We start from the raw sequence: 14,246 nt of genomic DNA, 5'->3' as shown, positions 1-14,246 counted from the left end.
AACTCGGATGACAATAAAATTCAGTCCAAATGGATCATTCATGCACAGCACTGCAACTTGAAAATCGTTAATCAAAGCTTCTCCAGAGGAAACTCTTGAATTTGACGATGCTAATCCTATTCAGCAGAATCAATATTTTTCCAGCCCTTTCCAAAATGAATTATTGCGTGTTTGTTCCGCTGCATACCAGAGAGTAGAAGAAGAACTACTAACAACTGTATTGGAGGAACATAGACATTGCATTTCTCAACTAATGGAACTCAAAAAAACAGATGAATTAGCTGAATTCCCACTATATGTCCATATGCATATGCCTATGTATTTTGGAGAAAATCTCTGCTGAACAAAGAATACTTTTACTGTGACACCATGTGTAAAACAGTAGATAATGATTCTTTCTATAGAGGACCATTGATCATAAAAGATCACTTAGAATACTTTGCAGACCAAATCGTTAGTCATCAAATGAGAAGTGCGGGGGGATTAATCAGAACGAATTATTCTGGGTAGAAGTGTAGGAGCAAGTGTACCTCAATGGAACGAAATTGAACAAATAAAAGATAACAGTTTCCCAAACATAGCAATAAAATATATTAAATGCGAGAATTCTTCATCAAGCTCAGTTGAGTATTATCATCTAGATGAAATTCAATCGGGGCCTAAATGGAAATGTCCGCATCAGTTAAACATTAAATGTCGAGGGACAAGAACATATTCCCATTGAAGTCGCTAATTTAGCGGCTTTGTTTTTTTTCGGTACAAGTTCTTGTCCCGAGCCAAGGACAAGAACTTGTACCGATTGCCGAAATGGACAAGAACATAGTCCGATTACAGATTAGATAAATATCTAATTATAAGATCCTCAGCTTAATTATTGCTGGTTCCTTAATTTCTACATCATCGCTATTTTCAGCCTTCGTTCAACTAACAGGAAGGATAATTCCAAAATATGTGTTAGACTTGCGATGGTTTTAATAGAGAACGTTACGGTACTCTGTAAGAAACAATGCCTCAAACTTCGCTTTTCCTTGCTTTTCCACCCAGGTATTGAAATCAGTAAGTTTGGGGAAAGCCTTGCGTACAACAGAAATATCGACCTCGTGGCCTTCTTCGTTTAGCCATTGAAACACGCCGGCCAAGATTTCATTATGCTGACGCAACGCGTCCATCGGAACTTGAACGTAAGGAATGGTTCGGTTAGTTATATGGCCTATGGCCTCGACAATCTGCAAGGGTGTTAACTCGTCGCCAGCAATTTCGATTGTTTTACCCAAATAATTGTCTGGGCTATTAAGTGTTAAAACGACGAAAGCACCGATGTCGTCCACAGCTACGAGTGGGATCACTCTATCTGGCTTGAAGGCTTGTGCGATTGTTCCGTTTTGCACGCCGGCTGTCATCGGGTCTGAGAAGTTTTCCATGAAGGTGGCGGGACGCAATATGGTAGCCGGCACATCGAGTGAAAGAATGTACCGCTCAATATCCCATTTCTGCATATCCCGATATCGGGATTGCGCATCTGCACCGCCAACCGATGTATAAATGAAGTGCTGGATGTTCGCCTTTAGGGCAGCGTCAGCTACAGCCTTCCCAATACGTCTCTCATCGGCATTGGTTTCGAGAGTTGGGTTCCAGCTCGACGCCTGAACACTGAATACACCATAAATCCCCTGCATAGCGGTATCGAGCGAGGCAAGATCAGTCATGTCACCTAAAAAAAGCTCGGCTCCCAGTTTGGAGAGTTTCAGGGCCTTATCGCTTGATAAATCGCGAACAAATGCACGAACCTTCCAGCCATCGGCGATTAGATGCCTAACGGCCGCACCTCCTTGTTGTCCGGTTGCTCCCAAAACTAATATCTTTTTATCACTCATATCCCCAAGCTCCTCTCTAAGCTTTATAAGACTATTTACGCTTAAACTAAACCATAGCATGAATAAGTCCTGTTGTTATCTTAAAATATCATCTATATTATTTAAAGAAGGCACATTTTTTTTATATAACTCAATATAATAGACTACCTATATTATAGTTAGGGGTGTGATTTTTATGGATGTACGAAAAGGGGACGAATTATGCCTCATCTCTATTCGTGAAGCTTTGGAGGTGGTTCGCGGGAAATGGTCTTTTTTGGTGCTTTCCTTACTTAGTTTGGGTCCGCAACGATTTAATCAAATGCGAAGAAATTTAGATAACATTAGCATCAAGTCTTTAACGGATGTCTTGCGGCATTTGGAACACTATAAAGTCATCAATCGCCAGGTGTTTCCTACCGTACCTGTAACCGTTGAGTACTCGCTAACAAATAAAGGACAGGAATATATTCCCGTGCTTCGGCAAATGCGCATATGGGGTGAAAACTGGGGGGAACATCCACAGCTTGTCGATGGTCGAGAATATCGTAGTTCTACAAATAGGTGAGCACTGAAAAATAATCTAGCAGGGAACTTTCTTGATTTTAAAGAAAGTTCTCTTTTTTCTGCGATTAAGAATGCATGAAATACATCCGCACTGCTTCCTCATCAAATTATCGTTTGGTACCTTGAACAGAAAACTGTCCGTTCAAATATTTCCTTATGTAAGCTAAGGTTTAAATCTACCCATTTCTCTGAAGTACATTTAACCTGGCGTGGTTCCGTATAGCAAATTCCGTTTTGGCCAGTATCTGTATATGATACGTTTAATATCTGGGTCGCGACCGTTATGAAACAAGATAACTTTAAATACAGTAATCATTGAAGTAATGGGAAACGTTAGTTCTAAACAGCACGGAGCAGTTAGCTGGTTGGCAGCTGCTCTATTTTTCGTTAAGCTAACGGGCAGGATAATGCAATAGCAACCTTGAATTAATTTTGGAGACGAATTTATGACAGGGGCTGAGTAGTATGGTAAATGGGAGTATTTTAGGAATCGCATATAATGTAATTCCAGTTAAAAATGCAAAAAAATCTGGAGAATGGTTCGTCAGTCACTTTGGTTTTAACATCAGAAACGATAGAGGGAATTATATAAGTTTATTCAGGGATAACCGCCCAATAATTGATTTAATTGAATCTGATAATGACACAAGAGCGGTTTTTGAAGTAAACGGGCGGCCAAGGTGGGTTGTAACATTTTTTACAGATGATATCGAATCATTACACATGAGACTAACATCGGATGGAGTTACAACTAGACCAATTAGCAATGAAGGCATTTACGGCAAGTTTTTTGTTTTTGAAGATCTAGATGGAAACTTATTTGATGTATGGGAGCATAAAGATTGTGAGTTAATCTTTTAAGACAGCTGTCTAATCTAACGGGCAGTTTAATGCAAATGTATCTAAAAGCGCCGTACCGACGATAAGCCGAGTAAATGGGAGATAGTTAAGTTGGATAAATAAATACTTGTTGGTAAAATATTCATGATAGTATTTTAACTTTTTATTACGTAAAAAGGAGTGAACCCCTTGACAAAGCCGTATTTAATAGTTGTCGCTGGTAGACCAGGCGCAGGGAAAACAACATTTTCTAAGGAGCTTGGTAATGAGATTTTTATGCCAGTAATCAACCGGGATCAGATTAAGGAAGGATATTTGCATACTTTCGGCAAAAGTCATGACGAGCTTCCAGGGGAGCCCAATATAACGGCCACGGAAATCTTCTTTGATACGTTAATGGGGCTGATAACAAACAATGTATCGGTGATTGCTGAAGCAGCGTTCCAGCACAGTATATGGTCGACTATGCTTGAACAGTTCATGGGAAGGGCGCGGGTCTATCTCTTGATATGCAAGGTTGACGAAAAGATCGCGCTCGACAGATTTGTCCGGCGGGGGCTAGACAACCCGCTTCGGGAGTACTTCCATGGCGAAAAGGGAGTCGACATGGCTAGAAAAGGAATTAAATTGAACTCGAGCCCTTACGAGGAACCCCAGATCGACGTCCCTAAATTCTATATTGACACTTCAGGGGAATACAACCCCTCCATTAAGGAACTAAGCAAGAAAATTTTTGCTAAATAGGTTAGGCGATCTAGAACAAGAAAAGATATTAATCAACGAGAATCCTAAAAACCCGAAATCTGAAAAGCTATTCACAATAAGAAATTTTACGTTAAACTAACGGGAAACGATAGCTTAATAAAACCAAGGAGGCAGCCGATCAACGTGTGAACTGAAACGGAACAAGGTTAAAAGAAAGAACGGAGAAAATTCCGGCTAGTATCGCGGTCTTTATTTATTTGTTCGGGCAGATGATTTATTGATACAGATGTATTATAAAGTTATTGAAGATCAGTTAGACAATGACCTCGTCCAAATGATGTTCAAGAAAATATGTTCCAGAAACCTTCCATTGGGTAGTAGTAGCAGTCATAAACAGAAAACCACTATTTATTGTACATTCAAGTGATCAAACTTGTGTCAATACAGGTTAGCCATCCTTATACCCGTCAACAAGCAAGTCAAGTTTCCCTGTATTCGGGTCGATGACAAGACCATGAACCGGAACATTATCGGGTAGAAGCGGATGATGCTTAACCGTCTTAACACTAGATTTAACTGATTCTTCCACGCTGTCGAAGCCATGGAGCCATTTATGCAAATCGATTCCTGCACTTTCTAGTGTATCAAGCTTATCGGACGAAATACCTCGTTCCTTCATTTTGTTTATGGTTCCATCTGGGTCGATTGCACCCATGCCGCAATCATGATGACCTATTACAAACACTTCATCGGCTTTTAATTCATAGATAGCTACGATAATGCTTCGCATAACACTGCCGAACGGATGTAAAACAATTGCGCCCGCATCTTTAATTATTTTGGCATTACCTTCCTTTATATTCAACGCTTTGGGGAGTAGATCGACAAGCCTTGCGTCCATACAGGTTACGACAACGATTTTCCTATCCTTATAACGAGTTCCTTGATATTTCTCAAATTCCTTATCCTCAACAAACTCTTGGTTAAAATGAAGAATTTCATATAATCTTTCCATTCTAATCACCTCGTCTAGTTTTCATACCGAAAATTATTATACCTCGGCGTGGCAAATAAACGCTACATCAATCGAAAGGAAATGATAATGTCGATAGGTGGTTGTGGGCGCATTCTCGAAAATTTTAAAAAATTGTACATGAGCGTTCCCGCTTCTATATGTCACGTACAACCCTTTAATTCTTTAAGCGAACAGAGAGCAAACCCTCCCACTATATTGCTTCTGGAGGCGCAACGGTACAGTAACCCTTTTCCGTAAATCCGGGATTTGTACATATAAAACTGCTAATGAAGAACAATAGTAGCCATGAAGTGAATGTTAGTTTAACGCACTTAAATACTAGTAAAGTGTATTTTGCTATAACGATTGCTGCCTGGGAATCCTTAGATTGGATAAATAGTAAAGAAGGTTTCACACAAGGTATGAGTACTGGAGGCTACTTGCTTCAATGGAGTGGTGGCGGTTATCACGTTGATGGGGAAGTATGGGGATCAGCTGGTTCAGACCCGGTCGATACTGTTCATCTATCTTATTGAACTAAAGGGGCAGGATTGTTGAATAACGTTCAATTTATCAAAAGAAGGTTGTTATCTGATATTCAACACATTTTCTCGAAATAGGTACTGTGGTTATATCGTTTATTACTTCAATTTAAGCATTTCTTATAATGTTACGTCATAGACTATAGTAAGAATAGAAGGAGGTTTGTAAAAAGATGGATCACTTTAGTTATTGTTTCTTTCGCTATATTCAAACTATTGTACATAATCAGGTCTTTTCAAAGATGATGGTTCAATGAGTGGTTTCGTTACAAATGAAGGTAAGCAAGAATACATAAATTCTTATCATGAGGCGATGAGTTATTTACCACAACCTTTTGAGTCAAAAATGCTCAATACCGATTTTGGTAAAGTGAAGCTATACAAATTTCAAGAAGAGGAAACACCAGACAAAACACCGTTATTGTTACTTCCTGGAAAGGGGTCTGCTACACCAATGTGGGAAGCAAATCTCAATGATTTTCTAAAACACCGTCCGGTTTACACAATTGATTTGATAGGTGAGCCAGGGTTAAGTATAGAGACAAAACGTATCAAAACTAATATGGATCAAGCTATTTGGTTAAAACAAGTGCTAGAACAATTGCCAGAAGAGGAAATCAACTTATTAGGATTGTCATTTGGTGGATGGAGTGCGGCAAATTTAGCAATTAAGCACCCAGAAAAAATTCAAACACTCATATTAGTAGAACCAGTTTATGTTTTTGGTCCTATTCCACTAAAAATGATTCTAGTTTCGATTCCAGCTTCCGTACCAGCAGTGCCAAAATCAATAAGGGAAAGAATGCTTAGTTATATCTCTGGTGGTGCTGAAATTGATGAGAGTGAGCCGACTGCCAAATTGATTGAAACAGGAATGCGAACATTCAAAAGTAAATTGCCAATGCCAGAAAAGGTTAAAACTGAACATTTGAAGAAACTTAAGATGCCAGTGCTCGGAATTTTGGCTGGTCAATCGACTATGCATCATTCCGAAAAGTCGTTTCAAATCGGTGTAGAAAATTTAAGGAATCCATACAGTAATATGGTGTTATTCGAAGACGCCTCTCATGCTATCAATGGGGAGTACCCTGAAAAGTTGTTACAAACGATTGAAGACTTTCTAAAACATATTGAATAAGGGTTATGACTACGGCTATTTAGTTCCAGGCATCTCATGATAATATAGTCATCGACACTAATGTGAATTGATGATTATCGAGAACTTTGGTAGTTCAAGTACCCTTAATGAACTCCCTCAGTTTAATAGATAATGCTCACGAATACTCGCTTATTCGCAGGATTTCAAACCATATGGTATAGGTTGCTTTACATAAACGAAAGAGATAGGACCGTTTTGATAAGATGAGGGCAGATTGAAATAGGGAATCTGTTGAAAATCCCATATTATTACATATGCTGCACGCATTCTCCACGCTGCCCTTGGAGGCTTTCCCTCCCATGTCTCAACGGGTCATAACCCTATGCCCTTTCATTCCTTCGTCATGCCTATCCAAGGGGTGGAGGTCGGTTTTGCTAACGGAACGGGTCATTGCCCTTTTGTTCATTACATCCAGTACTAAATTATTTAATTGAATTATAAATTGGTGATATGTGATGGCTTGACGAAATAAAGACATCGCTCATATAATTCAAATAATTCATTGAATAGTTTAAAAAGGAGGAGCACGAATTATGATGGAATAACTTTCATTGCGCGATTTCAAAGATGACTTATATCGGCAATTCTCCAGAATCGGGAAATGCCTATCTAGTGACAAACGGCTAGAAGTCATGCATTTATTGGCTCAAGGCCCAAAATCAGTTGAGAAAATGGCTAAAGCAACAGGAATGAGCGTCACAAATGTCTCACGACACCTTCAAATTCTGTTGGATGCCAATCTGGTCAAATTTAGTAAAAGGGGGACATACGTAATCTACTCTCTGGCTCGTCCCGAAATAGAAGGCTTTCTAAACTCTTTATGGCGAATTAGCGAGATGAACTTGGAGACGTTGCTCGTGTCAAAAAAGACTTTATGAATCAGCAGACGCTTTCTCTCCATGAAGTAGTGAACAAAATGGAGCAGGGGAATATTGTATTACTTGATGTCCGCCCCAGCTGATGAGTTTGAAGCTGGCCATATACCGGGAGTCATTTCCGTCCCTTTGGAGGATTTCCACCATTACTTAAAAACTCTTCCTAAAGGCTCCCAGATAGCTGCATATTGCCGTGGTCCATATTGTGTTTTTTCCGCTGAAGCAGTACAAATGATGCGTGAAGAGGGATATACTGCTTTTCGAATGGAGGAAGGGGTGTACGAATGGCGAGAGTACCAAGCACAGAGATAATAAAGCCTATCTATTTGGATTACAATGCGAGTACACCGATAGCCCTGAAGTACTTGCAGAAATGTTGCCCTACCTACGGAAGCACTTTGGCAACCCCTCTTCAAGCCATAGGGCTTCTGAAATGCTTAAAGAAACGATTGAATAAGCAAGAAGTCAGGTGGCCGCTGCTATAGGAGGAAAAGTCAATGAGATCATTTTTACAAGCGGAGGAACAGAAGCGAATAATTACGCCTTAAAGGGCGTGTATTATGCCTCTCGTCACCGAGGTTCTCATATCATCACAACAACAATTGAGCATCCTGCGATCTTAAATCCCTGTGCTTTTCTGCAAACACTTGGCGCTGAGGTAACTTATGTTCCTGTTGATCGTTGGGGAAGGGTATCGCCAGCAGATATTGAACGAGCCATTCGCAGTGACACCATTCTTATTTCCGTTATGCATGCTAATAGTGAAGTTGGCACGATCCAACCCATTGATGAAATTTCAATAATCGCTAAGCGGTATCATATTCCACTTCATACGGACGCCGTACAATCTTTCGGTAAAATTCCGGCACACGTTGATTCGCTCGGTGTTGACTTGATGTCCATTTCAGGACATAAATGCTAAAGGGAGTGGGAGCGCTTTATGTTCGTGAAGGCACCGAAATAAAGGCTATTTTATATGGTGCTGGTCACGAATCGGGCAGGCGGGTCGGAACGGAAAATGTGCCTTATTTGGTAGGGCTGGGAAAAGCCGCGGAACCAGGCAACAGAACAAGACCACTCACCTCAGGATATTTTGAATCAAATTCCGGAAATTGCTGCCTCTACGGATCTGCTTGTCACTCAGGAAATACTTCCCTATCCCCAGTGTTACGCGCAATGGGCCTTAGCGTATATGAGGGGCTGGGTGCCGTCCGTTTTAGTTTAGGAAAATACACAACATTGGAAGAAATTGAGACAGTTCTATCTTTATTTCGGGAGCGCCTTCAGGGATTTGTAGTGCAATCATAACCATATACTTAACTGGGAGGGATTCAGCGGCAGCCTTTCAAATGGGGTTGTCGTAGACCCTATGCTAGACCAAGTTGATTTTTATATTCAGGAGTCGGAGCGTTTAAATATGAAAATCAATTTTGTCTTTGATACGCATCTCCATGCGGATCATGTATCGGGTGCGAGGGAATTAGTAAAAAAACGGGGCTCAATATATTCTACACCGATCGGCAGATGTTTCGTTTGATTTTGTGCACGCTGGCCCTATTAAGTCCAAAGAGAATCTCGAACAATTAGAGATATAAATCTATGCTGTACAGATGTATGGCTTTTTAATTGCTCTAAAAATAAATATTCAATTGATTTGTTTAATATAAGGGAGAACAGATTATGACTGAAGACTTGTTACTTGCAAAAAAAAATGCAAAGATCTCCGATTCACTGAAGGAATATGTTGAATCAACCGAAAAGCAACGTCAACTGTATAAAAGAACCATGATCATCGTTATTATTTCTCAGATTTTCGGAGGAGCTGGATTGGCTGCCGGTGTGACCGTGGGTGCGCTTCTTGCCCAAGACATGCTGGGAACGGATAGTTTCGCTGGGGTGCCGGCGGCGTTATTTACTCTAGGTTCTGCTGGTGCTGCCTTAATGGTAGGGCGTCTTTCACAAAACCTTGGTCGTAGAGCTGGTCTAGCGACCGGTTTTATCGGTGGGGGAATTGGTGCCATCGGGGTTGTTTTAGCAGCTGTATTAGACAATTTGCCACTTCTATTGATTTCATTGTTAATATATGGTGCAGGCACAGCAACAAACTTGCAAGCACGCTATGCGGGTACAGACTTGGCTCAGCCCAAACAGAGGGCGAAATCGATTAGTACGGCGATGGTCTTCACAACATTTGGTGCAGTTGCTGGCCCCAATCTTGTGAATACTACGGGAAGGCTAGCCACTTCCATCGGCGCCCCTGCATTGTCAGGACCTTTTATGCTTGCAGCCGTGGCATATATTATAGCCGGATTGATGCTTCTCATCTTTTTGCGCCCGGATCCTTTTATTGTTTCCAAGGCCATTGTGAAAGCTCAGCGCTTAAACAAAAATCAGAGCGGTGCGGAAGAAACACATGCTACGGAAGCAAGTGTTAATAAATCAGGCATTATCGTAGGAGCTACGGTAATGGTGCTAACTCAAATTGTGATGATTGCTATTATGACCATGACACCGGTTCACATGAAGCATCACGGACACGGATTAGGAGATGTTGGTATCGTCATTGGTATCCATATCGCAGCGATGTATCTGCCTTCCCTAATTACTGGCGCTTTAGTTGATAGATACGGACGTACATTAATGTCATATGCTTCTGGCGTTACTTTGCTATTAGCAGGCTTAGTTTCCGCGCTTGCACCAGGAGACTCGATGGGACTCCTTATTCTAGGTCTAGCACTCCTTGGGCTCGGATGGAATTTCGGGTTAATCAGCGGAACAGCAGCAATCGTTGATGCGACACCGCCGCAAATTCGCGCGAAAACACAGGGTACAGTGGATGTTTTAATTGCATTAGCTGGTGCTTCTGGAGGAGCTTTATCGGGTATGGTCGTGGCCCAATCCAGTTTTACGACGCTCTCTTTAATTGGAGGATTCCTTTCATTGCTTCTTATTCCGGTAGTAGTTTGGTCGCGAAAGAAGAACAAAGTTTAATGAAAGTGAGGCCGTCTTTGGCTAGTAATTAACGCAACTTTAAAGTTTTGGAGATCTGTAGGGATACCGGGAAAGCCGCTGCAATGGTGGCTATTTTTGGTTCTAGAATCTGGTACTTTTACATGTGAGGAAGACTTAAAGAAAGGATGCTTCTATTGAAAAGTAGAATACTACCGTTCATGAATTGACTTCGCTGGATATGGTAGAAGCGTTTCTTGAGAAGTATAAGTTGAGTTTCTTATACGTATCCAGACCTGAGTGTAATGTGTGTCACGCCATATTACCTAAGCTACGGGAATTACTCGTTCAATATCCGCAGATACACTAGGTCATATTGATGCCAATCAGGTCGAAGCTATGGCGGCAAGATTTTTGATTTTTACAGTCCCAACGATACTTTTCATGATCGAGAAGAAAGAATATCTAAGGGCAGATCGATTTGTTCGCTTTGATCATTTAAATGAACAAATTGAACAGATTTATGAAATAGTTACTCAAGATGATGAAGTGAAGTAAATTTCAGTGATCCTACAAAACTCGCCTCAAAAGAAGCTTGACTTCAAACCATATCAATTATATAACTAAATTAATCAATTGAATTATTGAACAAGAAGGAGATACCACTAATGGTAGCGAAATCCGAAGCAACCAAAGAAGGATTAGCTGAATCGAATATGGTAGCTACTGCTTTAAAAGCCAGTTCCGCTCTTGCTCATGGAGTGAATGCTTTGTTGTATTTGATGAATGACTATAATTTGGAAAGTGGTGGAAACATGAGAAAAGTTTCATCCAAGTCAGAATTTGATAAAGCTATTCAGTCCCCAAAGCTCACGGTTGCTGTTTTTAAAGCAGACTGGTGTGGTGATTGCAAATTCATTGATCCGTTCATGCCTGAAGTCGAGGAAAAATTCGCAAACGATCTGAATCTTATCGAGGTGGATGTAGAACAAGGCACTGTGAGTGAAGAACAGAACATTATGGGTATTCCAAGCTTTGTTGCCTACGCAGAAGGTGGAGAGCTTATCCGCTCTGTCAACAAGATTCGTAAATCGCGTGAAGAGATCGAACAATTTCTGCAACGTGCAGTTAAAGTATATAAGGGATGGAAATGCTTAAGATAAGTAAAGTTGGTTTAAGCAAATCTGAACTAAGCTTCACATGGGATTCTGGATGGATTCAACAATATGAGTCTCCTTGGGGAGTGATTTTAAAGAGATCCATACAGAGGTTAGAGACCGGATATATTTTGTGCATCCAAGAGCATTGTTCTCAACACTCACACTGAAGGAAGGATTCGAAGGAGAGTACCATATTGCAACTCTTGCGGCAATGCCTGAAAGTAGAGGGATGGGAGTAGGCTCCCAACTCATTCAACATGCAGAAGAGAAGGCGATTAAACAGGGGTATAACCTAAGTTCCCTTACAGTCAAAAAAGAGAATCATCTCGCTGCCAAACTATACGCCAAACTGGGCTATGAAATTACATCCGAAGTAGTAAAACCTACTGTATCTTTGTATCGAATGGTCAAAAAACTAAACTGAAAGCCCTAATACGTGTTGGTTCGATCAATGTAACCAATAATTGAAGAAAATTTCTAATCTAAAGTCGCTAATGTAGCGGCTTTTTTTGCATTTAGGTTAACGATTGTCCTTGTCCAGAGTTGAGAGATTCCATTTATGCCACTTCGAGAGGGTTGACACAATTCAACTTCAAACGTATAATTCAATTAATCGATTGAATAATTGATAAATTATGAGGGGGATTATATTATGGGAGCAGTATCATTAACAAAACAAAATTTTGAATCGAACGTTAACACGGGAGTGACTTTAGTCGATTTCTGGGCACCATGGTGTCCACCTTGTCAAGTACAACTTCCAATCGTAAATGATCTAGCTGATGATTTGGCTGGGCAAGCGACCATTGCCAAAGTCAATGTTGATGAGGAACTCGAATTGGCACAGCAATTCGGAGTTAGAAGTATTCCAACGCTTCTCTTATTTAAAGATGGCAAATTAGCTGAGACCATGATTGGTGTGAATCAAAAACAAGCTCTTAAAGAAAAAATTCAAGGATTGCTTAATTCAAAATAAGTAAATTGTTAATCTTGTTCTTGAACCTATGTGAAGAGAACGACGGATCAGGATTCATCTGAACCGTCGTTCTTTTCAACATAAGAATTGACAGGATGATAAGTCCAAACCGTAGAAAGGAGTGTTTAAAATGGAAGTTACATGTGCTAAATCAGATATTAAAGAACGTTTATATCAGCAATTTGCTCGAATTGGGAAATGTTTATCGAGTGACAAAAGACTTGAGATTATGGATATCTTGTCAAACGGACCGAAATCTGTTGATAGTTTAGCTACTCAAACAGGTATGAGCATGGCGAATGTATCCCGTCACTTACAGATTTTGCTGGAAGCTAAGCTCGTTAAATTTCATAAAAAAGGTACGTTTGTTATATATAACATCAGTGACTCATCTGTAACACAGTTTTTGTCCTCATTGTGGAATATATGCGAGGACAGACTCGCTGACATTAAGCTGATTAAAGATGAACTGGAAGTACAATATGAAGGAGTTCGCAATATGAGTAAAAACGACCTAATGCTTAAAATGAAGCAAGATAGCCTCGTTCTCATAGATCTTCGTCCCGTTGAGGAGTATGAAACATCTCACATTCCAGGTGCTATTTCTGTACCCTTAGAACAGTTAGAAGTATTTCTACAAACATTAAATAAAGATGTAGAACTTGCTGCCTATTGCCGAGGACCTTTTTGTTCTATTGCATCTCAAGCTGTGAATTATATCCAAGAACAGGGTTTTAGAGCATACCGAATAGAAGAAGGCGTTCACGAGTGGAATGCTTACGGAAGTCCGGTTTCAGCCAAGGCAACCATATGATATATGTCCTTATAATCGTTCTTATACTGATGTACTGGATATATAAATATCTCCGCTTCATACGTAACGTAACGGTTTTATCGTTAAAATCAAACCTAATCTTGGTGCCTGATCATACTAAATGCCTCGACATAAGAGATAGTTCTGATTTTGAAAAAGAGTACGTTCCAAATTCCATTAATATCTCTATAGGACGATTGCCTTATGTTTGGGGAAAAGAAAATTTGACCCCCGAAGATAACGTAATTATACTGACCAATAACTATTTTAAAGGAATAAAAGCTATACGTATTTTACGAAAACAGGGATTTTATGATTTGTATTTATTAGTAGGCACGATAACTCAATTCATTGAATGGAGTCAAAATCAGCAGAGAAATTCAGAACAAATTTGTAATGAATATGATTGGAGCAGTACCCATATATGTTCCGAATAACATACAGTAAGGCGTGATTTTATGACAAATGTCCAAGAAATAACTTCAGTGAATGAAATAGATACGTTTATTCAGAATAATCGACTAAGTATGCTATATGTGTCTCAAGATAATTGTAGCGTATGTCATGCAATTTATCCCAAACTGAAAGAATTGCTTAACCATTATCCAGAAATAAAGCTTGCTCATATCGATGCTAGTCAAGTAGAAGCAGTGGCCGGCAAATTGTTAACTTTTACTGTCCCCACGATTATCTTGTTTTATGACCAAAGGGAGTATCTTCGTGACGGTCGGTTTGTCCAATTTGAGCAATTAAAAGCAAGATTAGATGAGGTTTATAACGCTATATAAAAA

The 14,246-nt window shown here is 40.0% G+C and carries 18 protein-coding genes; 16 read left to right on the top strand and 2 right to left on the bottom strand.

The genetic code is table 11. The annotated features are described in order from the left end of the window. Positions 1 to 971: 971 nt before the first annotated feature. Positions 972 to 1,874 carry an NmrA/HSCARG family protein gene (locus AC4G47_RS13760; protein ID WP_491106386.1) on the bottom strand — a complete coding sequence of 301 codons (903 nt, stop codon included), beginning with the start codon at positions 1,872 to 1,874 and terminating at the stop codon, positions 972 to 974. Between the two features lie 175 nt (positions 1,875 to 2,049). Here AC4G47_RS13760 and AC4G47_RS13755 point away from each other — a divergent pair, with 175 nt between their 5' ends. The 4 genes from AC4G47_RS13755 (at position 2,050) to AC4G47_RS13740 (ending at position 4,392) form a co-directional block, all read left to right on the top strand. Further along, positions 2,050 to 2,421 (top strand): winged helix-turn-helix transcriptional regulator, encoded by a 372-nt coding sequence (locus AC4G47_RS13755; RefSeq protein WP_458122677.1) that lies wholly within the window; start codon positions 2,050 to 2,052, stop codon positions 2,419 to 2,421. A 464-nt stretch (positions 2,422 to 2,885) separates the two neighbouring features. Further along, positions 2,886 to 3,281: a VOC family protein gene (locus AC4G47_RS13750; protein ID WP_491106385.1), complete on the top strand. Its 396-nt coding sequence runs from the start codon at positions 2,886 to 2,888 to the stop codon at positions 3,279 to 3,281. A gap of 168 nt (positions 3,282 to 3,449) precedes the next feature. Beyond that, positions 3,450 to 4,004 carry an AAA family ATPase gene (locus AC4G47_RS13745; RefSeq protein ID WP_491106384.1) on the top strand — a complete coding sequence of 185 codons (555 nt, stop codon included), beginning with the start codon at positions 3,450 to 3,452 and terminating at the stop codon, positions 4,002 to 4,004. 238 nt (positions 4,005 to 4,242) lie between these two features. Beyond that, complete coding sequence (locus tag AC4G47_RS13740; protein WP_491106383.1) at positions 4,243 to 4,392, top strand: hypothetical protein; 150 nt, start codon at positions 4,243 to 4,245, stop codon at positions 4,390 to 4,392. 21 nt (positions 4,393 to 4,413) lie between these two features. Here the strand turns inward: AC4G47_RS13740 and AC4G47_RS13735 are convergent, their stop codons facing one another. Beyond that, a complete protein-coding gene (locus AC4G47_RS13735) occupies positions 4,414 to 4,980 on the bottom strand; it encodes a beta-class carbonic anhydrase (RefSeq protein ID WP_491106382.1) in 567 nt (188 codons plus the stop codon). Positions 4,981 to 5,775: 795 nt separating this feature from the next. On the opposite strand from AC4G47_RS13735, the gene AC4G47_RS13730 reads away from it, so the two are divergent. From AC4G47_RS13730 to AC4G47_RS13675, 12 genes are all read left to right on the top strand, one after another. Further along, entirely contained in the window at positions 5,776 to 6,660 is an 885-nt protein-coding gene (locus AC4G47_RS13730) for an alpha/beta fold hydrolase (protein WP_491106381.1), read from the top strand. A gap of 572 nt (positions 6,661 to 7,232) precedes the next feature. Beyond that, positions 7,233 to 7,559, top strand: coding sequence for an ArsR/SmtB family transcription factor (locus AC4G47_RS13725; protein WP_491106380.1), 327 nt, complete (start codon positions 7,233 to 7,235; stop codon positions 7,557 to 7,559). A 66-nt stretch (positions 7,560 to 7,625) separates the two neighbouring features. Continuing rightward, positions 7,626 to 7,868 carry a rhodanese-like domain-containing protein gene (locus AC4G47_RS13720; RefSeq protein ID WP_491106702.1) on the top strand — a complete coding sequence of 81 codons (243 nt, stop codon included), beginning with the start codon at positions 7,626 to 7,628 and terminating at the stop codon, positions 7,866 to 7,868. 157 nt (positions 7,869 to 8,025) lie between these two features. Next, the gene (locus AC4G47_RS13715; protein WP_491106379.1) at positions 8,026 to 8,478 is read left to right on the top strand and encodes a cysteine desulfurase family protein; all 453 of its coding nucleotides are present in this window, start codon (positions 8,026 to 8,028) and stop codon (positions 8,476 to 8,478) included. Positions 8,479 to 8,925: 447 nt separating this feature from the next. Then, positions 8,926 to 9,093 carry an MBL fold metallo-hydrolase gene (locus AC4G47_RS13710; RefSeq protein WP_491106378.1) on the top strand — a complete coding sequence of 56 codons (168 nt, stop codon included), beginning with the start codon at positions 8,926 to 8,928 and terminating at the stop codon, positions 9,091 to 9,093. A 143-nt stretch (positions 9,094 to 9,236) separates the two neighbouring features. Beyond that, a complete protein-coding gene (locus AC4G47_RS13705; protein ID WP_491106377.1) occupies positions 9,237 to 10,547 on the top strand; it encodes an MFS transporter in 1,311 nt (436 codons plus the stop codon). A gap of 773 nt (positions 10,548 to 11,320) precedes the next feature. Continuing rightward, positions 11,321 to 11,668 (top strand): thioredoxin family protein, encoded by a 348-nt coding sequence (locus AC4G47_RS13700; RefSeq protein WP_491106701.1) that lies wholly within the window; start codon positions 11,321 to 11,323, stop codon positions 11,666 to 11,668. A 127-nt stretch (positions 11,669 to 11,795) separates the two neighbouring features. After that, the gene (locus AC4G47_RS13695) at positions 11,796 to 12,089 is read left to right on the top strand and encodes a GNAT family N-acetyltransferase (protein WP_491106376.1); all 294 of its coding nucleotides are present in this window, start codon (positions 11,796 to 11,798) and stop codon (positions 12,087 to 12,089) included. Between the two features lie 228 nt (positions 12,090 to 12,317). After that, positions 12,318 to 12,641: a thioredoxin gene (trxA, locus tag AC4G47_RS13690; RefSeq protein WP_076334302.1), complete on the top strand. Its 324-nt coding sequence runs from the start codon at positions 12,318 to 12,320 to the stop codon at positions 12,639 to 12,641. Between the two features lie 130 nt (positions 12,642 to 12,771). Then, positions 12,772 to 13,455: an ArsR/SmtB family transcription factor gene (locus AC4G47_RS13685; RefSeq protein ID WP_491106375.1), complete on the top strand. Its 684-nt coding sequence runs from the start codon at positions 12,772 to 12,774 to the stop codon at positions 13,453 to 13,455. Next, complete coding sequence (locus tag AC4G47_RS13680; RefSeq protein WP_491106700.1) at positions 13,452 to 13,892, top strand: rhodanese-like domain-containing protein; 441 nt, start codon at positions 13,452 to 13,454, stop codon at positions 13,890 to 13,892. Before AC4G47_RS13685 ends, AC4G47_RS13680 begins: the two co-directional genes overlap by 4 nt. A 21-nt stretch (positions 13,893 to 13,913) precedes the next feature. Next, on the top strand, positions 13,914 to 14,243 hold the full coding sequence (locus AC4G47_RS13675; RefSeq protein ID WP_145321604.1) for a thioredoxin family protein: 330 nt from the start codon (positions 13,914 to 13,916) through the stop codon (positions 14,241 to 14,243). Positions 14,244 to 14,246 lie beyond the last annotated feature (3 nt).

The sequence above is a fragment of the Paenibacillus sp. Negev47 genome, assembly GCF_058313655.1.
This window is presented reverse-complemented; position numbering and strand designations above follow the sequence as displayed.

Excerpts from the sequence above, each read along its gene's own strand:
- AC4G47_RS13760 (WP_491106386.1), bottom strand. The coding sequence starts at position 1,874 with ATGAGTGATAAAAAGATATTAGTTTTGGGAGCAACCGGACAACAAGGA.
- AC4G47_RS13755 (WP_458122677.1), top strand. The coding sequence starts at position 2,050 with ATGGATGTACGAAAAGGGGACGAATTATGCCTCATCTCTATTCGTGAA.
- AC4G47_RS13750 (WP_491106385.1), top strand. The coding sequence starts at position 2,886 with ATGGTAAATGGGAGTATTTTAGGAATCGCATATAATGTAATTCCAGTT.
- AC4G47_RS13735 (WP_491106382.1), bottom strand. The coding sequence starts at position 4,980 with ATGGAAAGATTATATGAAATTCTTCATTTTAACCAAGAGTTTGTTGAG.
- AC4G47_RS13730 (WP_491106381.1), top strand. The coding sequence starts at position 5,776 with ATGAGTGGTTTCGTTACAAATGAAGGTAAGCAAGAATACATAAATTCT.
- AC4G47_RS13720 (WP_491106702.1), top strand. The coding sequence starts at position 7,626 with ATGTCCGCCCCAGCTGATGAGTTTGAAGCTGGCCATATACCGGGAGTC.
- AC4G47_RS13710 (WP_491106378.1), top strand. The coding sequence starts at position 8,926 with ATGCTAGACCAAGTTGATTTTTATATTCAGGAGTCGGAGCGTTTAAAT.
- AC4G47_RS13705 (WP_491106377.1), top strand. The coding sequence starts at position 9,237 with ATGACTGAAGACTTGTTACTTGCAAAAAAAAATGCAAAGATCTCCGAT.
- AC4G47_RS13700 (WP_491106701.1), top strand. The coding sequence starts at position 11,321 with ATGAGAAAAGTTTCATCCAAGTCAGAATTTGATAAAGCTATTCAGTCC.
- trxA (WP_076334302.1), top strand. The coding sequence starts at position 12,318 with ATGGGAGCAGTATCATTAACAAAACAAAATTTTGAATCGAACGTTAAC.
- AC4G47_RS13685 (WP_491106375.1), top strand. The coding sequence starts at position 12,772 with ATGGAAGTTACATGTGCTAAATCAGATATTAAAGAACGTTTATATCAG.
- AC4G47_RS13680 (WP_491106700.1), top strand. The coding sequence starts at position 13,452 with ATGATATATGTCCTTATAATCGTTCTTATACTGATGTACTGGATATAT.
- AC4G47_RS13675 (WP_145321604.1), top strand. The coding sequence starts at position 13,914 with ATGACAAATGTCCAAGAAATAACTTCAGTGAATGAAATAGATACGTTT.